22 protein-coding genes and 1 pseudogene are annotated in these 21,354 nt (G+C 57.6%); 2 read left to right on the forward strand and 21 right to left on the reverse strand.

The window, feature by feature from the left end:
* Window positions 1-5: 5 nt before the first annotated feature.
* From recO to rpsU, 9 genes are all read right to left on the reverse strand, one after another.
* Window positions 6-800 (reverse strand): DNA repair protein RecO, encoded by a 795-nt coding sequence (gene recO, locus FC75_RS07225; protein WP_054661496.1) that lies wholly within the window; start codon window positions 798-800, stop codon window positions 6-8.
* A complete protein-coding gene (era, locus tag FC75_RS07230) occupies window positions 800-1,699 on the reverse strand; it encodes a GTPase Era (RefSeq protein WP_056989511.1) in 900 nt (299 codons plus the stop codon). The genes recO and era overlap by 1 nt, the downstream gene beginning before the upstream one ends.
* Window positions 1,696-2,085, reverse strand: coding sequence for a cytidine deaminase (locus tag FC75_RS07235; protein ID WP_056989512.1), 390 nt, complete (start codon window positions 2,083-2,085; stop codon window positions 1,696-1,698). The genes era and FC75_RS07235 overlap by 4 nt, the downstream gene beginning before the upstream one ends.
* 13 nt (window positions 2,086-2,098) lie before the next feature.
* Complete coding sequence (locus tag FC75_RS07240; protein WP_235808711.1) at window positions 2,099-2,437, reverse strand: diacylglycerol kinase family protein; 339 nt, start codon at window positions 2,435-2,437, stop codon at window positions 2,099-2,101.
* Window positions 2,438-2,483: 46 nt separating this feature from the next.
* A complete protein-coding gene (ybeY, locus tag FC75_RS07245; protein WP_054661490.1) occupies window positions 2,484-2,945 on the reverse strand; it encodes an rRNA maturation RNase YbeY in 462 nt (153 codons plus the stop codon).
* The gene (locus FC75_RS07250) at window positions 2,945-5,095 is read right to left on the reverse strand and encodes an HD family phosphohydrolase (RefSeq protein ID WP_056989513.1); all 2,151 of its coding nucleotides are present in this window, start codon (window positions 5,093-5,095) and stop codon (window positions 2,945-2,947) included. Before FC75_RS07250 ends, ybeY begins: the two co-directional genes overlap by 1 nt.
* A 12-nt stretch (window positions 5,096-5,107) precedes the next feature.
* On the reverse strand, window positions 5,108-6,076 hold the full coding sequence (locus FC75_RS07255) for a PhoH family protein (protein WP_056989514.1): 969 nt from the start codon (window positions 6,074-6,076) through the stop codon (window positions 5,108-5,110).
* Between the two features lie 88 nt (window positions 6,077-6,164).
* The gene (locus tag FC75_RS07260; protein WP_054661481.1) at window positions 6,165-6,608 is read right to left on the reverse strand and encodes a GatB/YqeY domain-containing protein; all 444 of its coding nucleotides are present in this window, start codon (window positions 6,606-6,608) and stop codon (window positions 6,165-6,167) included.
* Between the two features lie 64 nt (window positions 6,609-6,672).
* The gene (gene rpsU, locus FC75_RS07265) at window positions 6,673-6,849 is read right to left on the reverse strand and encodes a 30S ribosomal protein S21 (protein ID WP_054661478.1); all 177 of its coding nucleotides are present in this window, start codon (window positions 6,847-6,849) and stop codon (window positions 6,673-6,675) included.
* Between the two features lie 210 nt (window positions 6,850-7,059).
* Here rpsU and FC75_RS07270 point away from each other — a divergent pair, with 210 nt between their 5' ends.
* Entirely contained in the window at window positions 7,060-7,893 is an 834-nt protein-coding gene (locus FC75_RS07270) for a pyruvate, water dikinase regulatory protein (RefSeq protein ID WP_056989515.1), read from the forward strand.
* A 67-nt stretch (window positions 7,894-7,960) separates the two neighbouring features.
* On the opposite strand, the gene FC75_RS07275 is transcribed toward FC75_RS07270, so the two are convergent.
* From FC75_RS07275 to hisS, 6 genes are all read right to left on the reverse strand, one after another.
* Entirely contained in the window at window positions 7,961-8,863 is a 903-nt protein-coding gene (locus tag FC75_RS07275; protein ID WP_054661475.1) for a deoxyribonuclease IV, read from the reverse strand.
* 41 nt (window positions 8,864-8,904) lie between these two features.
* Window positions 8,905-9,825, reverse strand: coding sequence for a YitT family protein (locus FC75_RS07280; protein ID WP_054661472.1), 921 nt, complete (start codon window positions 9,823-9,825; stop codon window positions 8,905-8,907).
* 120 nt (window positions 9,826-9,945) lie between these two features.
* Window positions 9,946-10,467, reverse strand: coding sequence for a peptide-methionine (S)-S-oxide reductase MsrA (gene msrA / locus FC75_RS07285; protein ID WP_054661469.1), 522 nt, complete (start codon window positions 10,465-10,467; stop codon window positions 9,946-9,948).
* Window positions 10,468-10,905, reverse strand: a complete 438-nt coding sequence (gene msrB / locus FC75_RS07290) for a peptide-methionine (R)-S-oxide reductase MsrB (protein ID WP_056989516.1) — start codon at window positions 10,903-10,905, stop codon at window positions 10,468-10,470.
* A gap of 123 nt (window positions 10,906-11,028) precedes the next feature.
* Window positions 11,029-12,834, reverse strand: coding sequence for an aspartate--tRNA ligase (gene aspS, locus FC75_RS07295; protein ID WP_056989517.1), 1,806 nt, complete (start codon window positions 12,832-12,834; stop codon window positions 11,029-11,031).
* Window positions 12,827-14,113 (reverse strand): histidine--tRNA ligase, encoded by a 1,287-nt coding sequence (gene hisS, locus FC75_RS07300; RefSeq protein ID WP_056989518.1) that lies wholly within the window; start codon window positions 14,111-14,113, stop codon window positions 12,827-12,829. The genes aspS and hisS overlap by 8 nt, the downstream gene beginning before the upstream one ends.
* Window positions 14,114-14,452: 339 nt before the next feature.
* Here hisS and FC75_RS07305 point away from each other — a divergent pair, with 339 nt between their 5' ends.
* The gene (locus FC75_RS07305) at window positions 14,453-15,778 is read left to right on the forward strand and encodes an N-acetylmuramoyl-L-alanine amidase family protein (RefSeq protein ID WP_056989519.1); all 1,326 of its coding nucleotides are present in this window, start codon (window positions 14,453-14,455) and stop codon (window positions 15,776-15,778) included.
* A gap of 77 nt (window positions 15,779-15,855) precedes the next feature.
* Here FC75_RS07305 and FC75_RS07310 read toward each other — a convergent pair whose 3' ends face one another.
* The 6 genes and pseudogenes from FC75_RS07310 to prmA form a co-directional block, all read right to left on the reverse strand.
* Entirely contained in the window at window positions 15,856-16,494 is a 639-nt protein-coding gene (locus FC75_RS07310) for an HAD family hydrolase (RefSeq protein WP_054661466.1), read from the reverse strand.
* Complete coding sequence (gene dtd, locus FC75_RS07315) at window positions 16,484-16,939, reverse strand: D-aminoacyl-tRNA deacylase (protein ID WP_056989520.1); 456 nt, start codon at window positions 16,937-16,939, stop codon at window positions 16,484-16,486. Before dtd ends, FC75_RS07310 begins: the two co-directional genes overlap by 11 nt.
* Before the next feature lie 47 nt (window positions 16,940-16,986).
* A pseudogene (locus FC75_RS07320) lies at window positions 16,987-19,212 on the reverse strand (RelA/SpoT family protein).
* Window positions 19,213-19,339: 127 nt separating this feature from the next.
* The gene (locus tag FC75_RS07325) at window positions 19,340-19,663 is read right to left on the reverse strand and encodes a hypothetical protein (protein WP_225350608.1); all 324 of its coding nucleotides are present in this window, start codon (window positions 19,661-19,663) and stop codon (window positions 19,340-19,342) included.
* A 1-nt stretch (window position 19,664) separates the two neighbouring features.
* A complete protein-coding gene (locus tag FC75_RS07330; RefSeq protein WP_054661463.1) occupies window positions 19,665-20,399 on the reverse strand; it encodes an RsmE family RNA methyltransferase in 735 nt (244 codons plus the stop codon).
* Window positions 20,396-21,352 (reverse strand): 50S ribosomal protein L11 methyltransferase, encoded by a 957-nt coding sequence (gene prmA / locus FC75_RS07335; RefSeq protein ID WP_056989521.1) that lies wholly within the window; start codon window positions 21,350-21,352, stop codon window positions 20,396-20,398. The genes FC75_RS07330 and prmA overlap by 4 nt, the downstream gene beginning before the upstream one ends.
* Between the last annotated feature and the right edge of the window lie 2 nt (window positions 21,353-21,354).

Below are 21,354 nucleotides of genomic sequence, written 5' to 3' on the forward strand. Positions count from 1 at the left end.
CCAGCTTACTCAGCTGAGTCCGAAGGCTTAAGGGGCGGCAATTTATCTTGCCAATTCTGCATCTGATCTAAGAACCGTTTGGCTTTTGGCACCGTCCCGACCATATCCTGATAGATCCGATCCAGCACCCGGCGCAGCTCCCGTTTGGTCGCGGGGCTGACGGTGATCGAGTGCAGCTGGTGTAAATTGATCGCGGAGAACCGCCGAAGCAGGTATAGCGCCTTGGGCTGCACGTGGAACCGGTAGTCATCAAGCGCCCAGTGGTCCTGACACAGCAAGCCCCCGTATTTTTCGGAGAAGTCAAGCGGCAGGTCCGTTCGCCCGTCTAGGACACAGGCCCGCCAATTTGGGGCCACACCGAAGGCCCCCAGCAGCTGGACCTCGGCGATGTTCGCCACGATCGCCGGGTCAAACCCGGCATCAATCAGGTTCAGACTCGTGGTGGCAAAATCATACCACCCGCCCAGCGCCTCACCATCGGGAAACGCCAGGTCGATCAAGCCGAGAACGTAAGTCGCATAGGCATTGAGTGAAATGTCTGCGGCGATCCGCTGAAACTGCGTGGCTTGCTTGACGGCGCTGAGGTACGACAGCCCCTTTTCGTTGATTGTGCCAACATACTCGCCCTGCGTGAAGGGGAGAATCCCGGCCGCCAATGGAAAACCGGGTTTTCTGGCGCGGTGCAGCAAAAACATCCGCTTGCCGAACTGATCCGTCGCGAATTTGACCAGCATGTCCGACTCGCGGTAACTCTGCCGCGACAGCACCAGGCCGGCGAAGGTCACATCGCGGCGAGCCATCAGTGCAGATCCTTGATGTTGTAGCCAAGGCTGCGCAGGTACTGGTTGTTGTCCCGCCAGTTCTTCTGCACGCGGACCCACAGCTTCAAGTTGACCGACTCACCCAGCAGCGCCTCGATGTCACGCCGTGAGCGAATGCCGATCTGCTTCAGCATGGCGCCGCCGCGACCAATGATGATGCCTTTTTGCGAATCGCGCTCCACGATGATGTAGGCCTCGATCTGCAGCTTGCCGTTGATACGGTCCTTCATGCGCTCAACTTCAACGGCGACGGAGTGCGGCACCTCGTCGCGCGTCAACTCGAGGATCTTCTCGCGGATCAGCTCGCCGACCACAAAGTACTCGGGGTGGTCGCTCAGCTGGTCTGCCGGGTAGTACTGCGGCCCTTCAGGCAGCGCCTTAGTCAGCTCTGCCAGCAGTTCATCCACATTATTGCCCATTGTCGCGGAAATCGGAAAGACGCCGGTGAAGTCACGCGCGGTTTGGTACTGCTTGATGCGCGGCAGCAAATCATCGGGGTGAACCAGGTCGATTTTGTTGATCACAAGGTAGACAGGCGTCTTCACCGGCTTGAGCTGGTTGATGATGTACTGATCCCCGGGCCCCATTTTCTCGTCGGCAGCCACCATGAACAAAACGGCATCGACCTGGTTGAGCGTCGACAGTGCCGCCGTGTCCATGTAGTCATCAAGCTGGTTCTTCGGCTTGTGGATCCCCGGTGTGTCGACAAACACGATCTGCACGTCATCCGTGGTGTAGATCCCGTTGATTTTGTTGCGGGTGGTCTGTGCCTTGGGCGACATAATGGCGATTTTTTCGCCAAGGATGCGGTTCATGAACGTGGATTTGCCGACGTTGGGCCGACCAATAATGGCAACAAAACCTGAATGATGAGTCATTTCTGCATATCTCCTTTAGTAAACGCCCCTGGCAGCAGTGCCGCCACGGTGGTGTCAGTCTGCGCGCCGGTCAGGTTAGTCAAAGTCACCGGCGCCTCCGGGGCAAAAAACTCAGCCATCACTTGCCGACACGCCCCGCACGGCGAAATGGGCCCGGTCGTGTCACCGATGATCGCAATCGCGTCCAAGCGTAAGTGGCCCGCCGACACCGCCTTGAAAATGGCCGTCCGCTCGGCACACATCGCTAACCCGTAACTGGCATTTTCGATGTTGCAACCGGTGAAAATCACGTCACCGGCGCGCACGGCCGCGCCAACTTTGAAGTGAGAATACGGCACGTACGCCTTCTCGCGCGCCTGCTTTGCCGCCTCGATCAATTCGTTCATCGCTTTCGTCCTCCTAAATCCATTTCGTCACCAGCTGCCACAGCGGCGGGAAGAACACATAAAGGCCGCACACCACCGCAATCGCGCTGGCCACCAGCACCGCCCCGGCACTCATGTCCTTGATGCGTTTGGCTCGCACGTCGAAGTGCTGCCCGACGACCAGGTCGACCACATTTTCAATGATGGTGTTCCACAGCTCCATCAAAAACACCAACATCACGGCCAGCAGCAGGATAAACCACTGAAACCGGCCCACCTTGAACCACCAGGCACAGAAGAACACGAAGAGCGCCATCAGACTTTCCCGCCGGAAGTTGCCCTCTCGCAAGTAAACGCCAAATAAGCCGGCCATGGCGTGCTTCAGCGACTGGCCGAAGTGGTGATTTTTGCTAATTTGCTTATCTGGGGAGGCCATAGGCATCTAGGATCTTTTCCTGCAGCGGGATCATGACCGCTTCGTCTTCCGGTTTAATGTGATCGTAGCCGTTCAGGTGCAAAAAGCCGTGCACGACCGTGTAGCCTAACTCACGCTCGAACGAGTGGCCGTAATCCTTCGCCTGGCGCGCCACCTGATCGGGGTCGATGAAGAGATCACCGATGTTTTCCGGCATGTCAGGAAACCCGATCAGCTGTTCATCATCGCCGTCCTCGATTGCAAAGGAAATGACGTCAGTGACGCGATCCGTATCCCGATACTTTTTATTGATGCGGTGAATTTCCTCATCGGACACAATTGTGATCGACATTTCGGTGTCTTCGGCCTTGTTCAATTCCTTGCCGGCAAACTCGACCAGTTCCTTGGCCAGTTTTGTGTGTGCGTCATCCAAGCGGTGGTCGTCATCATAAAATTCCAGATCCATTATGCTTCTCCTTTAGCTGGTGCATCGTCTTTGGGGTATTCAATCCTAGTGTAGAACGTGCTGGTCAAACCGCCGACCAGGGACGCTTCCACTTGTCGCAGCTGCTCGACGGTAATCGGCGCCTCGTCAAACTGGCCATCCAGCAGCCGTTCGTTGGTAATATTGTGAACAAATGTCTGAATCGAGGCCTGCGTCGGGTGTTTCATCGAGCGCACCGCCGCCTCGCAGGTGTCTGCGATGTTGACGACCGCGGCCTCAATGGTCTGCGGCTTCGGCCCGTCATACCGGTAATCGCTTTCTTTAGTGCTCGGGTCGGCTTCTTTGGCCTCGTGGTAAAAATACTTCATCAAGGTAGTGCCGTGGTGCTGCTGACAGATGTCAATGATGAATTGCGGCATGTGCCGCGCCTTGAGCATCGCCACCCCGTCTGTGACATGAGCGAAAATGATTTGCACCGATTCCGAAGCCGTCAAATGATTGTGCGGCGAGTCGAACCCGGCCGGCTGGTTCTCGGTAAAGTATAGCGGCTTCTTCAGCTTGCCGACGTCGTGGTAGTAACAGGCCACGCGGGTGAGCATCGTGCGCCCACCGATTGCCGCCACTGCGTTGGACGCGAGGCTGGCAACCATCATGCTGTGGTGATAAGTCCCTGGGGCTTTTTCCATCAGCTCCCGCAGCAGCGGATCATTCGGGTCACTCAGCTTGTTGAGCTTGAACACCGAATCGTCCTGCCAGATCATCTCGAGGTACGGCGTGGCGCCCAGCGCCAGGACATAGCCCAGCACCTGGCCGACCACCACAAACCCCAGTGACTGCCAGGTGGTCAGCGCGGTGAACCGGGCGCCTTGCAGTAGCAGTGTGCTCAAAGTCAAAAACAGGTTGATGCCGAGGACCCAGAAGGCCACCAGTTTGGCCTCGTCGTTCAGCCGCTTACGCTGGACCATCACGGCCAGCACCCCGGAGGTCAGATAGCTGATGGCCGTTGCGGCGGTGAACAGCGTCCCGGTCGTCGAGTAGAAAACAAAAAACGCCAAGAACGTCTGCATGAGCGCCGCGAGCAGCGCGAACCGACGGCCGATAAAGGTCCGCAGGAGCAGCGGCACAAACGCCGCAGGAAGCAGCATCGCCAAGTTGCCGCCGCCGGTTTTGGCCAGAAACCGCAGGCCCAGCATCACGAGCACTGCAAGTCCCATCAGGCCGCTGTATAGCAGCGCATTTTTGCGCTGGCTGGCCGCCGGATACTGCCTCAGCAGCGCCAGCAGCGCAATCGCCTGCACCACGACGAGCACCAGCAGGCCAAACAACGCCCAAGGCGCACGCCGTTTCGTCAGCCCCAGGACCCCTAACTGATGGATCACCGTGTTGTCCACGATTTGCCCTTGCTGCACAATCACCTGACCCTGCACGATCTCAACTGGGTCGACCTGAAGGCGGGCTTGGGCCTGCTTGGCTTGGGTCTTGGTCTCGTTGATGAGCTGATTGGGGATGATGGTTTGCGCGATCAGGGTCGTGCCCAGCCGCCGCTGGGCAGTGGTCAGATCACTCGTCGACAGCTCCGCGGTGGCCGTTTTTTTCGCTGCCGCCAAATTAGAATTGGTCAGGCGCTCCTGCAACTGCCTCTCGACCGCGGGCGCTACCGTGGCAAACACGGCGTCGCGGTCCTTGGCCGTCACGGCAAAGGCGGACTTGTAGAAGCTGTCGCTAAATTGATAGAAGTACGGGTAGTCACCCTTGGCGTAGGCACTGCGGAAAGCGGTCGTCATTTTCGCCGGCGTGGGCTTGACGTACACGGCGTTGGCGTCCTTGGCCGACGCGGCCTGGTACTTCTTCTGCGCCGCTGAAGTCTCCTGATTCTCTGTGGTCGTCAGGGCCTTTTGCAGCCGAACCAGCTGGTCCTGCTGTTTCGAACTGATGGACGCGTCATAGCTGTAAACCGGGGTGACGGCATTGGCCGCAGCCTTGCGTGCCTGTGCGGTGGCCGGCTGATCCTGAACCGTTTGGGTGGCGATGATGGTCTCTGCCGCCGGCGTGTTGACTTTCACCGCCACGGGATTGGGCAACGTGATCCACGCCACCGCGGCGATCAGCACCGCCGTAAAAAGGATCACAACGAGCACTGCACTTTTGCGCCACTTGACTGAGTTTTGCATGGGCCCTCCTGACTACTGTGGTTGGTCAGCTTGCGCGTACGCCTCAATAATTTTCGCCACGACCGGGTGCCGCACGACGTCACTGGCCGAAAAACTGGCAAACCCGATGTGATCAATCTCCTTCAAGATATGCTGCGCCTGGATCAGCCCGCTGCTTTGGTGATTCGGCAGGTCGATTTGAGTGATGTCGCCATTGACGATCATTTTGGACGAGAAGCCCAGCCGGGTCAGGAACATTTTCATTTGCGCCTGCGTCGTGTTTTGCGCCTCATCCAAAATGGCAAAGGCGTTATCAAGCGTTCGGCCGCGCATGTAAGCCAGCGGCGCGATCTCGATCACGCCGCGGTCCATCAGCCGGTTCGTGTGTTCTGTCCCCAGCACGGCGTACAAGGCATCGTAAATCGGCCGCAGGTACGGATCGACTTTTTCCTTTAAATCGCCAGGCAGGAAGCCAAGGTTTTCACCCGCTTCGACCGCTGGCCGGGTCAAAATCAGCTTTTCGACCTCGCCGGCTTTCAGCGCGGCGACGGCCATGACGACCGCTAAATAAGTCTTACCAGTCCCGGCTGGACCGATGCCGAAGGTGATGTCGTTGTGCTTGATGGACTGCACGTACTGGCGCTGGCCGAAGTTCTTGACGCGGATCGGTGCGCCCTTGGCATCGCGAATCAGCGTTTCCGAGTACATGTCGGCAAAGTACTCCAGGGTGCCGCGCTGGGCCATGTTGATGCCTGACACGACGTCCTGCGGCGCAATGGCAATGCCGCGGCTCAGCAGCGTCAGCAGCTGCTGGATCAGCTGGTAAGCCAAGCTGGTCGCCTTGGGCGTGCCACTGATTTTAAGCGTATCGCCAAACGGGGCGATCAGCACATCGAGTGCCTCTTCGATCAGGGTAAAATTCTCATCATTAATGCCAGCAAGCGCAATGGCCTGATCAGTGCTGGCCAGAGACAGGGACTTTTCTACGGATTCTTCTGCCAAGAAGCCGCCTCCTCATTGAGTTTCCTTCATTTTACCATAAAAAAGCCGCGTCACAGCGACGTGACGCGGCATGAAACACATGCGTGGCTTATTGGAGCTTGGCCTTGACCAGTTTGTTGACCAGTGCACCGTCAGCCTGGCCTTTGACCTTCGGCATCAGGGTCTTCATCACCTTGCCAAAATCAGCCTTGCCGGTCGCACCCGTTTCCTTGATGGTCTCATCGACCAACTTAGTCACTTGCGCCTCGTCCAGCTGGGCCGGCAGATATGATTCAACAATCTTGATCTCCGCCTTCAGCGGCGTCACCAAGTCCTCACGGCCGGCTTTTTCAAACTCGGCCATGCTTTCCTTGCGCTGTTTCAGCTCGGTCGACAGGACCGCCTGTTCCTCAGCATCGGTCAAGTCATGACCGGCTTCGATTTGTTTGTTTTGCAAGGCGGCCTTCAGCATCCGGACGGTGCTCAGTGTGGCCTTGTCCTTCGCCTTCATTGCCGTTTTCATCTGTTCGTTCAATTGATCCAATACTGCCATGGTGAACTCCCTTTCTTCACTTGCAACAAAAAACGCGCACCAATCGGCGCGCGTCCGTAAATCGTTAGAACTTCTTGCGCTTGCGTGCAGCTTCGGACTTTAACTTCCGCTTAACGCTTGGCTTTTCGTAGAATTCCCGCTTGCGGTATTCGGCTAATGTACCTGACTTGGATACGGTGCGCTTGAAGCGCCGAAGAGCATCATCGAGAGATTCGTTTTTCTTAACGACTGTCTTTGCCATATGATATCCCTCCCTCCGACACTTACGTAACCATTGATTGTTGCATCACTAGTTCTCAACTATTATAGCGGACATCAAAAAACGCGTCAATACGGCAATCGCGAATTCTGCAAGATATTTGGCAAAAAAATCATGATTAGACGCCGGCGCGTGCGCGCACCCCGATTATGCTATGATAACGGTATCAACCAAGTGAAGGATGGGAGCATTATGGGTGAAGAGACGAATTATTACATTATTTCGGATTCAATCGGGGAAACTGGCTTAAAACTGGCCCAAGCGGTCGCGGCCCAATTTAGCGGTCAAAGTGCGCACTATCTGCGGTTTCCTTTCGTTCACGAGCAAAAGAAGCTGCTGGAAACGCTAGATGCTGCCAAGGCCGATTCGCGCGCCGTCGTAATCGCCACGCTGGTCACGCCGGGGCTCGCGCAGGCCGGGCGCACGTATGCCAAGCAGATCGCCCTGCCCTTCATTGACGTGATGACGCCGATCCTGAAGGCCGTGGTCACTGAAACCGGCGATCAGCCAAGCGGCGTGGCCGGTGCTGTGCACAACCTAGACGAAAAGTACTTCGATCGCATCTCCGCCATGGAATTTGCGGTCATGTACGACGACGGCAAGGACCCGAAAGGTTTCCTAGAGGCCGACATTGTGCTGCTCGGCGTCTCGCGAACCAGCAAAACGCCGCTGTCCCTATTCTTGGCCAACCGCAACCTGAAAGTCGCTAATCTGCCGCTAGTCCCGAACGCGCACATTCCCGAAGAAATCTGGAAGGTCGATCCGAAGAAAATTGTCGGTCTGACCACTGATGCTTCGGTACTGATGGAGTTTCGGCGCCAGCGCATGATCGCCTACGGACTGGATCCGGACACTGCCTACTCTGCACGCGATCAGGTGAACGAGGAGCTTCAGTACGCCGATGACCTGTACAAAAAAATCGGCTGCATGGTCATCAACACCGCCCACCGCTCCATCGAGGAAACCGCGATGCTGATCCTCGAGCACATGGGCCTTGACGAGGTCGACGATCCCACCAAACAGTAAATCAACCGGCAGCGGCCGCCCGTCTTCTCAAACGAGCGGCCGCTTTAATTTGCACGCCTGCGTTTGACTAATCAGCAAGCGGCGTTGCCCCCAGCGCCACCAGCTGTTCGGGCAGGAACTGCTGACTTTTCAGCCAGCTGATCTCAATGCCGTATGGTGGGACCATGTGCGCCTTGTCCGGGCCGACGTATGGGGTTTCGAGGATCTTGGGAATGGCCGTGAGCTGCGGATGGTGGACAATGGCATTCAAGCAGTCAAACCCTAAAGTGCCAAACCCAATGTTCTGATGGCGGTCCTTGTGCGCCCCCTGGGGGTTTTTAGAATCGTTGACGTGGATGACCGCCAGCTTGTTCAGGCCGATCACGTGATCAAATTCATTCAGCACGCCATCAAAATCGTTCTTGACGGCGTAGCCGGCATCACTCATATGGCAGGTATCCATGGTGACCGCAATTTTGTCCGGCTGCTCGACTCGATCGATGATCGCCGCGAGCTGCTCAAAGGTGCGCCCGACCTCCGTGCCCTTGCCCGCCATAGTTTCCAAGGCAATCAGCACGTGTTGGTCTGGTGAAATGATTTGGTTAAGGCCCTTGGCAATCTGCGCAATGGCGGCGCCTGCGCCAGCGCCGACATGAGCCCCTGGGTGAAACGGCATCGCGTAGGCGTGCAGTGCGTCGGCGCGGGCAACCTCTTCCTTCATGAACTGAACCGCGAACGGATAATTTTCCGGCTTGATGGTGTTACCCAAATTGACAATGTACGGCGCGTGAATGACCAAATGGGACAGTCCCGCACTTTTCATGTCAGCAAGGCCCTCCGGAATGCGCATTTGCGACACGTCCTTGCGCCGCGTATTCTGCGGCGCGCCGGTGTAAAATTGCAGTGTGGTGGCACCGTAGCTGGCAGCCTCCGCCACCGCACCCACGAACATCCCTTTACCCTTCATCGACACATTGGCTCCGATCAGCATCGTTTTTCCTCCTCAAAAGGCCGCGTCACCGCGGCCCCAGTTTAGTCAGTTTTCGGTTCGTAAAAGTGCCCCATGATTTTCACCGATTGGGTGATCGAGACAAAAGCATACGGGTCGCTTCGCCGCATCGCGTCCTCGAGGTCGTAAATCTCCGCCCGCGTGATGATCGTGAACAGGATCGTTTTCTCCTCGTGATGAAACGCGCCTTCCGCATCGTGCACGATAGTGATTCCCCGCCGCAGGGTGTTTTGGATCTCGTTGACCACCGCCTTTTGCTGGTCGGTGACGATCATAACCTGCAGGCGCTGCTGCCTCGTGTACATCGCGTCCATCACGCGACCGTTAATGAAAATTGCCAAGGCGGAATACAACGCATGCGGCCAGTCGTTGACAAACCCCGCCAAGAAGATGATCACGATGTTGATGGCGATGTTGACCGAGCCAATTGTGGCCCCAGTCTTTTTCCGCCAGACGATCCCGACAATGTCGAGGCCCCCGGTGGAGATGTTATTGCGCAGCGCGAAGCCCGTGCCGAGGCCGTTGATCACGGCCCCGAAAATCGCGCACACGATTGGATCAGAGGTCAAGGGCTTCACAACGCCCAGCAGCCGGATCATGATGGTCGAGAAAATAACTGCCAGAAACGTAAAGAAAGTGAAGCGGTGGCCGATCTGCTTCCACGCCACCACAAACAGCGGCACGTTCAGCAGGAACAGCAGCGTCCCAGTGGAAAACAGGTCAGTGGTCGCCATCGGGCCAAACGGGGTGCCAAAGGAGACATTGAACCACTTGCGGACGACGGTGGCCAGCAGCTGGGCGGCCCCGGTGACGCCACTGGCAAACACGCCCCCTGGTTCCCAGAACATGTTTAACGCCAGCGCCACGCAAATACTATAGAAAAACGCGGCGGTCAGCCGGCTCCAATTTTGATGACGGCGGATCAATCGGTCAATTTCCTGCATAACGATCCCTTTCTGAAAGCTTGGTATTGCCAGTATACCACAGCAAACCGCACTGCTTCGCGCCCTAACGGCTTTCAGAAAAAATTAACCGACTCCAGAAATTGCCTAGAGTCGGTCATTTTAGTGCTGCCAGTGCTTGGATTTAAACTGCTCACGGCCGCCGCGCTCTTCCATCTCAAAGCGCAGCGGATTCTTCTTGTAGAAGTCCTGATGGTAGTCCTCGGCCGGGTAAAACGGCTTGGCCGGCTCGATGCTGGTCACAATGGGGTCCTTAAACTTGCCGCTGGCCGCCAGCTTGGCCTTTGACGCTTCGGCAATCGCCTTTTGCTCTGGTGAGTTGTAGAAGATCACCGGGCGATAGGAATCGCCGCGGTCCTGGAACTGGCCCATCGCGTCAGTCGGATCGGTTTGCTGCCAGTAGATTTCAACCAGCTGGGCGTAGGAAATCACGGCCGGATCAAACTTGATCTCCACGGCCTCCGTGTGGCCCGTCGTGTGACTGGCGACCTGCTCGTAAGTGGGATTGGCGACATGGCCGCCAGTGTAACCGGAAATCACCGCGTTGATCCCAGGCTGAGTATCAAACGGCTGGACCATGCACCAGAAACACCCACCGGCAAAAATTGCCGTTTCTTCTGCCATTTACTTTCCCTCCTCAAACATTTGCTTGTACTGCCCGTAACCCTGGGCATCAAGGTCGGCTAGTGGCACAAAGCGCAGTGCCGCCCCGTTGATGCAGTAGCGCAGCCCACCCTTGTCCTGCGGGCCGTCATTGAAGACATGGCCTAAGTGCGAATCGGCATCCTTGCTGCGCACTTCCACGCGTTCCATGAAAAAGCGACTGTCCCGCTTTTCCGTCAGCTTGGCGAGTGGCTTGGTGAAGGACGGCCAGCCGCACCCGGCGTCGTACTTGTCCTGTGAGGAAAACAGCGGCTCGCCCGACACCACGTCGACGTATATCCCGGGCTCGTAAAAGTCGTCGTACGCACTGCTGAACGGCCGCTCTGTCCCCGCCTTCTGCGTCACGTCGAACTGCTCCGGCGTCAGCTTCTTGCGCAGTTCATTTAAGTCTTTTTCCATGCTTATCACCTCGCGCTCAGTATACGAGTTTTGCCGATAGATTGCCAGCAATCTAGTTGCAGATGTTCTAACTTTTTCGTCTGCAAAAAAAGTCGCCGCGATCAGGCGACGACTCAGTGCTCATTATTCAGTTAAATTCTCGTCGCCTTGGTGCGCCGCGTTCGGATCAACGTTTGCGCGCACCTGAATGCCGAGATCCTCAAGCTGCACATCGGCAACCGGGGTCGGGGCGTTCGTCATCGGTTCGGAGGCCTTCGAGTTCTTCGGGAAGGCGATCACGTCGCGGATGTTGTCGCGGTTCAGCAACAGCATCACGAAACGGTCGAGCCCAATGGCCAGCCCACCATGCGGCGGGAAGCCGTAAGTCAGCGCGTCAAGCAGGAAGCCGAACGACTTCTGGGCGCGTTCCGGCGTAAAGCCCAGCGCCTTGAGCATTTTCTCTTGGATCTCGCGGCTGTGGATACGAATCGAGCCGCCGCCCAGTTCGTCCCCGTTCATAATGATGTCGTAAGACTGCGCGTGGGCGCTGTGCGGATCGGTGTCCAGCAGGTGCACGTCTTCCTCGTTCGGCATGGTGAACGGGTGGTGCGCTGGGACCCAGCGCTGAATGCCTTCATCGAATTCAAACAGCGGCCAGTTGACGACCCAGCAGAAATTGTACTGGGATTCGTCGACCAGACCCAGGTCATGGCCGAAGTGCGTGCGCAGGTAACCGAGACTGGCTGCCACCACACTGGCTTCATCGGCAACAAACAGAACGAGGTCGCCGGCTTTGGCGCCCAGCGGCTGGGTCAACGCTTGGCCGTCCCCGAAGAACTTGCTGATCGGGCCGGAAATGCCGTCATCGGTGACCTTAAGCCAGGCCAGACCCTTCGCCCCAAAGCGCTTAATGTAGTCCTGCTGCTCGTCGATTTTCTTGCGCGAGTACTTGGCTGCGCCCCCTGGCAAAACGATTGCCCGGACTTGACCACCATTGGCCACGGCGCCGCTGAAAACTTTGAAGTCGGAGTCCTTGACCAGGTCAGAAACGTCCTGAATCTTCATGTCGAAGCGCAGGTCCGGCCGGTCGGAACCGTAAAGGTCCATGGCGTCCTGCCACTGGATCCGCGGAAACGGGCGCTTAACGTCCACGCCCTTCACTTCCTTCATCACTCGGGCGATCAGGCCCTCGGTCAGGTCCTGGATCTCCTGCTGGTTCAAGAAGCTGGTTTCCATGTCGATCTGGGTAAACTCGGGCTGGCGGTCGCCGCGCAGGTCCTCGTCGCGGTAGCAGCGGGCAATCTGGTAGTAGCGGTCAAAGCCCGCCCCCATCAGCAGCTGCTTGAACAGCTGCGGGGACTGCGGCAGCGCGTAAAAGCTGCCTGGGTAAACCCGGGATGGCACCAAGTAGTCGCGGGCCCCTTCAGGCGTGGAAGCCGTCAGTGTCGGGGTCTCAATGTCGAGAAACCCGTTTTCATCGAAGTAGTGGTGCACGGCTGACATCACCTTGCTGCGGGTGATGATGGCTTCTTGCATCTCCGGCCGGCGCAGGTCGAGGTAGCGATACTTCAGCTTGGTTTCCTCGGTCGCGTTGACCCCATCGGCAATGTCAAACGGTGGGGTCTTAGCCTTGTTCAGAACAATCGCCTTGGCAATCTCAACTTCGATCTCGCCGGTTTTCATGTCCTTGTTAATGGCTTCCGGTTTGCGCGCGGCCACTTTGCCAGTGACTTCAAGCACGTACTCGGAACGGGCCTCATTGGCCACGGCCAGTGCGTCTTCACTGAATTCTTGTGAGAACACCAACTGAACGATGCCTGCGCGGTCGCGCAAATCGATAAAAATCAGGTTGCCCAGGCTGCGGCGTTTTTGCACCCAGCCCTTAAGGGTGACGGTTTCGCCCAGGTTCGCCTTGGTGACGTCCCCGGCATACATTGTGCGTTTACTCATGATCTGCCTCCAATTGTGCGGCGAGCTTGCTGAGGTCTGCTTCGACCTCGGCCTGCTTAAATTCTTTTTGCACACCGCTTTGCATATTTTTGACCTGAATCGTGCCGGCCTGAAGCTCACTTTCCCCTAACGTCATGACCAGCTGCGCGTTGTCCTTGTTTGCCGACTTGAACTGCGCCTTGGGTTTGCGGCCTTGGAAGTCCATGTCGACCTCAACGCCTTGCAGCCGCAGCGCGTGCGCCAGCCGCAGGGCCGGCCCTTGCGCAGCCGAATCGATGGCAACGATGTAAACCGGCAGGCTTTCCTGAACTTTCTGGCCTGACAGGAGTAGCATCGCGCGCTCAACGCCCATGGCAAAGCCGACGCCTGGAGTCTCCGGGCCGCCCAGTTCCTCGACCAGGCCGTTGTAGCGGCCGCCGGCGAGCACGGTCGTGTAGCCGCCACCGAATACCGCGTCGTTGCTCATAACCTCAAAAATGGTGTGGTTATAGTAATCCAGCCCGCGCACCATATCGGCGTCGATTTCAAAATCGATCCCCAAGTCTTTCAAAAAGCCTTGCACGGCCTCGAAGTGAGCGGTGGCCGCCGGCGTCAGGTAATCCAGGATCTTCGGCGCGTCTGCCACGATGGCCTGATCGCCCTTGTCCTTGCTGTCGAGGATGCGCAGCGGGTTCTTTTCCAGCCGAATCTTGGAATCCTCTGACAGCTGATCCTTGAACGGAGTCAGGAAGGCGACCAGTGCCTGATGATAGGCCGCGCGCGACTCGGGATCGCCCAGCGTGTTGATGGCGAACTTGAGCTGCTTGGCCCCCAGCGCTTCTAGCAGGTCCTTCGCCAAAGCGATCACCTCGGCGTCAAGGGCCGGACTATCAACGCCAAACGCCTCCACCCCGATTTGATGGAACTCGCGCTGCCGCCCACTTTGCGGCCGCTCGTAACGGTACATTGGGCCCATGTAGTAGACCTTGTACGGCTTTTGGTGATCAGGCCCATACAGCTTGTTTTCCACATAGGCGCGGACAACGCCGGCAGTGCCTTCTGGCCGCAGCGCCATTTGCCGGCCGCCCTTGTCTTCAAAAGTGTACATTTCCTTGGACACGACATCAGAGGTTTCACCACTGGAACGGGCGAACACGTCGTAGCTTTCAAACAGCGGCGTGCGGATCTCGCGGTAACGGTAATTTTCCATCACGGTTTTGGCGATCGTTTCGACACGCTGCCACAGCTCACTTTGGCCCGGCAGAATATCTGCCGTTCCTTTTGGTCGTTGATAACTCATATTTTCCTCCTTAAACGCTTAGCCAACAAAAAACACCCCTCGTCATAGACGAAGGGTGCGGACACGGTACCACCTTGTGTTTTACTCAGCCATAACGGTGGCAACCGGAGCTCGTCAGCCTCAGAAGTGTCTTTTCGGTCGGTCCCGGCTTTCACCATCTCCGGGTCGCTGCGTGAAATTGACCTATCCTGCTTCCTCATCGGCGCTTGTATTTGAGTTTAGCGTACGTTGTTTTCAGTAAATTGTCAACGGTTCAGGCGGAAAAACACCAGGGTCGGGTTTTAACCGATTAGATTTGGTATAATCACCCTAGCAGCAATTTGCGTAGGGGATGAAGATGTGAAAATCAAACAGCTAAAACGATGGCCGCTGATCATTGCGTTTGTGCTCCTGACCGGCGTGTCGGTCGCGACCACCACCGTCCTGGCCGAAAGTAACTCGCTCACGGTGCGGGCCAGCGTGCTGAACGTGCGACTCGGCCCGGGCCTGTCATATGGCCTCATGGGCCAAGTGCAGCGCGGCACCAAGCTGACGATCATCAAACAGGAAAATTCCTGGGATCAGGTGCGCCTGGCTGGCAATAAGATCGGCTGGGTCGCCTCGTGGCTCGTCGACCAAGACGAAGCCACGACCACCAGCGCGCGAACCGCGACGGTCAAAACTGGCGCCAATATTCGCCAATACGCTTCCACCAGTGCCAAGGTGCTGGGCACGGCCGCGGCCGGCGACACCCTGGACGTGATTTACCAGGAGGGCAGCTGGACCCAAATCGCGTACAAGAACACCGCGGCCTGGGTCAGCACCAGCACCGTTGACTTGACCGGCAAAACCGTCACCCTTGCCTCGCCTGAGCAGACGCAGCCGCAAAGTAAGCAGCCCGCCCAGACGGTCAGCGCCATCAAGGTGACGACCAACCTCGCCGTGAATCTGCGCTCCGCCGCCGGCCTCAACGCGCCGGTCATGACGCAACTGCCCAAGAACACGACGCTGACGGTCCTGGACCAATCCAGCGAGTGGTACAAAGTGCAAACGGCCAGCGGCAAAACCGGCTACCTGGCCTCTTGGACGGTAACGACACCGGGTACCAAGTCCGCCAAGGCGGCGACCAACCTCGCCGAGGCCACCATCGTCCTTGATCCTGGGCACGGCGGCAGTGACTCAGGCGCCGAATCGACCAGCGGGCGGTTTGAAAAAACGTACACGCTGCAAACCGCCGAAGCCATTGGCGCTGCGCTGAAGGCGCAAGGCGCCAACGTGATCTATACCCGCTCCAGCGATAAGTTCGTCGACCTTGCCCCCCGGCCGGTCGTCGGGGAAAAAGCGCACGCCGATGCCTTCATCTCCGTCCACTTTGATTCCAGCGCCAATGCCAACGAGGCCTCCGGATTCACCACCTACTACTACAACGCCAAGAAAGACATGCAACTGGCCAAGTCGCTGAACAGCGCGTTTGATTCAAATCTGAAAATGACCAATCGCGGCGTCCAGTTCGGCAACTTCGAGGTCATTCGCAACAACACCCAGCCGGCGGTCCTGCTGGAAATGGGCTACATCAACAACGACAAAGACTTCGCCCACATCGCGTCTGGCGCTTACCAGCAACAAGTCGCAGGCGATGTCGTCAAAGGATTGACCGCCTACTTCAAGGCCGGTAATCATCAATAAATAAACGATTAGAGTAAAACTAAATGAGCGTGCGGCTTTGAGTTAAGCCACACGCTCATTTAGTTTGCTTGGCAGAGTCAGCCTTCGTGAGCGTTGAACAGCGGCAGCAACTCGGTCAAGTGATCGACTTGAACATCGGCCATTGGCGCATCATTGAGCCCGTCGACGTTGAAGTACACCCCTTTGACCCCGGCATTTTGCCCGGCGATCACGTCGAGCTTGCGATCACCGATCATCGCCGTCCGTTCGGGATTCAACTGGTGTGCGGCCACGAGATGCAGCACTGCATCTGGCGCGGGTTTACGTGGCAGACCCAGATCCGAGGTCACCCCATCCAAAAACAGGTCCTTCAACCCCGCCTGACGCAGCAGCGCCCAGGCGGAATGGTCTCGGTGCGTCATCAGCAAGTTCAACCCGCCGGCGTCGTGAATGGCGTGAAGCACGCCGGGCACCTCAGGGTAAGGTTGCGCGATCATCACCTGCTGCCGCTCCAGCGTATGAAAATGACTGAGTATCCGCTCGGGCGTCGTGTCAAGCTGCGGCGCCAATTGCGTCAGGGTAGCGGTGATGGAGCCCCGTTTAACCGTTTTAAGCAGCGCCCCCTCATCAACGGTCACTTGGCCGTAGTAGTGCAACGTCTTGACCAGCGCCGCAAGCATTTCCGGGTACGTGTCAAACAGTGTTCCATCAAGATCCCAAATCGCATTAACCAGCATGTTGTTCCTCCGTATCAAAAATAATGGTGACCGGACCGTCATTGGTCAGGCTCACCTGCATATCTGCGCCAAACTCGCCGTGGGCGACCCGGGCGCCGGTCTGCGCAAACTTGGTCAGAAAGGCCTCATAGAGGCGCTCCCCAAGTTCCGGCGCGGCCGCCCCGGTAAAGCTGGGCCGGTTGCCCTTGCGCGTGTCGGCATACAGCGTGAACTGCGAAACGACTAACACCGAACCGCCCACCGCAGCCAGCGCGCGGTTCATTTTACCCTGATCGTCGCTGAATACGCGCAACTTACTGATCTTATTAACCAGATAGTCGACATCCGCTGCCGAGTCGTTGGGCCCGACGCCGAGTAAGATCAAAAAGCCTTGGCCAACCTCCCCGGTCACCTGACCCTCAATGCTGACACTCGCGCGGCTCACGCGCTGGACCACTGCTCTCATTGATTTCCTCCTGAAAAAAAGCAGGCGTTTGCCGCCTGCCACCGCGCTCAGCCTTGAGCGCGCTTGACTTCGTAAATATCTGGAATGTTCTTGATGGAATCCATCATGTGCTCCAGGGCACCCAGGTTCGGAATGCCGACGGTCACGTGAATGTCCGCCATTTTGTCATGATCGACCCGGCCGTTGACGTTGGTCAGGTTCTTCGTCTGCGAATTCAGCGTTTGCAGGACCTCGTTCAGCAGGCCGTTGCGGTTATAGCCGTAAATCTCCAGCTCTGTGTCAAACAATTGACTTTGGTCGTTCAGGTTCTGCCAGCGGACATCGATCAGGCGCCCGGCCATGGCCGGCGAGCTGTCAACGTTAGGGCAGTCGGCGCGGTGAATGGTGACCCCGCGGCCCTTGGTGACGTACCCGATGATTGGATCGCCTGGGACCGGACTGCAGCACTTAGCCAGGTGCACCAGCAGGTTGTCGACGCCTTCGATGACGACGCCTTCCTCGGTGCGGGAAACCGGCTTTTTCTCCTTGGACATGGTCGTGACCTTCTGGTTATTCGCCAGGATCGCGTCTTCCTTGGCCTTCTTGTCGGCGTCGGCCTTCTCGCGGCGGACCCGCTCAGTTAAGCGATTGGCGATGACCTTGGCGGAGTATTCACCATAACCGATCGCAGAGAGTAGCTCCGCTTCGGTCGCAAAGTTCAGCCGCTTGAGCAAGTCGCCCATGTCCCGCTTTTGGCCCATGAAGTCCTTCGGGGCATAACCCATTTCGGTCAGGGTCCGCTCAAGTTCCTCGCGGCCTTTTTCGGAGTTTTAGCCTTTGTCGGCCTGCTTGAAGTAGCGCCGGATCTTGTTGCGGGCCCGCGAAGTGAAGGCGATGTTGACCCAGTCGCGGCTCGGCTTCGAGCTGCTGTTGGTCAGCATCTCGACAATATCCCCGTTTTTGAGCTGATAATTCAGCGGCACGATTTTGCCGTTGACCTTGGCGCCGACACTGTGATTGCCGACTTCGGTGTGGACCATGTAGGCAAAATCAAGCGGTACGGAACCCTTGGGTAGTTCGTAAACATCCCCTTGCGGCGTGAACACGTAAACGCGGTCGGTGAAAATGTCGCCTTTGACGCTGTCCATGAAGTCGTGCGCATCGTTGGTCTCGTCCTGGATCTCCAGGATCTCGCGGAACATGTCGATCTGCTTGCCGGCCTTGTCGTACTGGACCTCGCTAGTCTGCCCTTCCTTGTACGCCCAGTGGGCGGCGACCCCGAATTCTGCGACGTGGTGCATTTCCTCGGTGCGGATCTGGACCTCCAGCGGCTTGCCCATCGGCCCGATCACAGTCGTGTGCAGACTTTGGTAACCGTTGGCCTTGGGCATTGCGATGTAGTCCTTGAACCGTCCTGGCATCGGCTTCCACTGCGTGTGAATGACGCCGAGCACCGCGTAGCAATCCTTGATGTTTTGCGTGATCACGCGCACGGCCAGCAAATCGTACAACTCGTCGAACTGCTTGTGCTTGTCACGCATCTTTTTGTAAATGGAGTAGATGTGCTTCGGCCGGCCGTAGATCTCGTAATGGATGTTGAGGTCGGCCAGGGCCTTTTTGATGTCGACAATGGCCTTGGCAATGTACTCCTCGCGCTCGGTGCGTTTGGACTTCATCAGTTGGGCGATCCGGTAGTACTGCTGCGGGTTGAGGTAGCGCAAAGACAGGTCCTCAAGCTCCCACTTGATAGTGCTAATGCCCAGCCGGTCGGCCAGCGGCGCGTAAATTTCCAGCGTTTCGTTGGCGATGCGGCGCTGCTTGTCCGGCCGCAGGTGCATCAGGGTCCGCATGTTGTGCAGGCGGTCGGCGAGCTTGACGAGAATGACCCGCATGTCCTTGGCCATCGCCAGTAGCATTTTGCGGTGATTTTCCGCCAGTTCGTCCTTGTGGGCGACGTAGGTGACCTTGCTTAGCTTGGTCAGCCCGTCGACAATGACAGCCGTTTCCTTGCCAAACATCTCCTGAATGTCGCCGAGGGTGATGTTGGTATCCTCCACAACATCGTGCAGGTAGCCGGACGCGACCGTAATCGGATCCATCTTCAGGTTGGCGAGAATGCCTGCCACCTGAATGGGGTGAATGATGTACGGCTCACCCGACTTTCGCTTTTGGTCCTTATGCACATACGCGGCAAAATCGTAAGCCTTCTTCACAAAGGCCAGGTGCTCGTCATTCATGTACTTCGCGCACAGCGCCATCACTTGCTCTTGCGTCAGTTCTGGTTCTTCTGCCATGATAGTCCCCTTTCTCGCGCGCAGCCGGAGCGTGTCAGCAGCCGCCCGTAGTGACCAAAAAAGCACGTCTGAAACGTGCTTTTGCAGAGTTTCTTATGATTGATTATACCGACTTTGCAGAAAAAAACTAGTCGCGCGTCCAAGCCAGCATGGTCAACAGCCAGTATACCGGCACAAACCAGTAGCCATAGTTGGCAAAGCGAATAAACACCATCAGCGCAAACAGCGCCGGCAGGACCAACGTCAGCCACCACTGCAGGTGGTGCTTGCTCATAAGGCGGCCAAACCAGAGGCACAGCCCCATGTTAATGATGATCCACAGGATCAGGACGCGCACGGCCACATGAACGTGCAGCAAAGTGAAGCCCCATGGCAGGACCATTGTCGCGATCACACTTAGCAAAATAATCATGGCTGAAGGCGTCTTCAACCAGGCTTTGACTTTACTCATTCTAATCTCCCTGCAATTCGCTGAGCACAGATACCGCGCTGAGCAGATATAATGGCGCAGTTTCGGTTCGCAGGATCCGCGGACCCAGGCCGACCGGAACGTAGCCAGCGCTTTGCAACGTGCTGACCTCCACCGGACTCAGGCCGCCTTCCGGGCCAAACACGGCGATCAGCGACTGCGGCCGCCGGGCCATCGCCGCAACCAGTGCGGCGGTTTCCCCCGCTTTGGCACTTTCCTCGTACGCGATCAGTCTCGCATCGGCGTGAAGCTTTGTCATTTCGTTCAATGTTACCACATCAATGCTTGGGACAACACTCCGGTGTGACTGCTCGGCGGCACCCTGCGCGATGGCTTGAAAGCGTTCAAGCTTTTTCACCACGCGGTTTGGCGCCCACTTGGCCGTGGCCCATTGACTATTGAAAAAACTAATTGCTGCGGCCCCCAGCTCCGTCGCTTTTTGAACAATCAGCTCAGCTTTTTCGCCCTTGGGAATGCCGCAGATCAGGTGCACAGCGACCGGCAGCTCAGTGCGCCGAGTCAGCGCTGCGCCCACTTGCACTCGCAGCGGTGCAGCGGTAAGAATCGTGGCCAGGTGCGGCAGGGCTTCGGGCCCGACCAACTCAAGCTGGTCGCCCTCACTCAGCCGTAGGACCTGGATCGCGTGCTTTTGAATGGCTGGCTCAAGGTCGATCACAGTGTCTGCGTGCAACGCGCGCGCGGTGAAAAACCGGTTCATTCGTCCGCCTCCGCTGCCAGGCCGGCCACAAGCGCGACCCAGTCGCCCAGCCGGGCCTGCGCCAACACGCGCAGGCCGTTCTCGTTAAGCGTCTGGTCAATCGCCGCCACCTTGTCGTGATAAACCCCAGATAACAGCAACCGGCCATGAGGCTTGAGGACAGACGGCACTTGCGGGATCAAAGGCGTCAGCACGTCGGCCAGAATGTTAGCGGCGACCATGTCAACGCGCGTCTCGATTCCCTTGAGTAAATCATTGGCCACGACCTCAATGCCATCAATGTCGTTAAGGGCCAAGTTCGCCTTGGCATTGGCAACTGCCGCCTCGTCAACATCTGTCGCTAACACGTGCTTGGCACCCAGCATGCGCGCGCCCAAAGCCAGGATGCCGGAGCCAGTACCCACATCGATCATGGTTTCGCCGCCGCGAATCTGACTTTCAAGCAGCCGCAGCATCAGTGCGGTCGTCGGGTGACTGCCAGTCCCAAAGGCCATGTCCGGGTCTAGCCGCATCACCAGTTCCCCAGACTGCTGCGGTTGATAATCCAGCCAGGCGGGCACGATGGTCAAAAAGCGGGTGATGCGCAGCGGGTGGTAGTACTTTTTCCACTCGTTCGCCCAGCTTTCTTGTGCCAGCGCGTGCGCCGTGACCGTGCCCGGGCCCTCCGCCAGCCCAAAACTAGGCAGCTGAGCCACCCGCGCCTGGAGCGTGGCGACCAACTCCGCCGGGTGGCGGCGCCCATCAAAATAACCACTGACCTTCGCGCCGCTTTGCCGATGAGGGATGCTGACGGGATCAAACCACCCCCCGCGCGCATTGGTCGTTTGGCCGCCTTGAAAGTCTGCCGCGTCCTCAATTTGAACGCCGTCAGCCCCTTCGGCCATTAAAAAATTGGCAACGGCATCCACTGCCTCACTGCTGGTTTCGATCGCGAATTCAACCCACTGATCCATGC

Origin of the sequence: Lacticaseibacillus camelliae DSM 22697 = JCM 13995 (genome assembly GCF_001436615.1) — a bacterium.
GTDB classification, from domain to species: Bacteria; Bacillota; Bacilli; order Lactobacillales; family Lactobacillaceae; genus Lacticaseibacillus; species Lacticaseibacillus camelliae.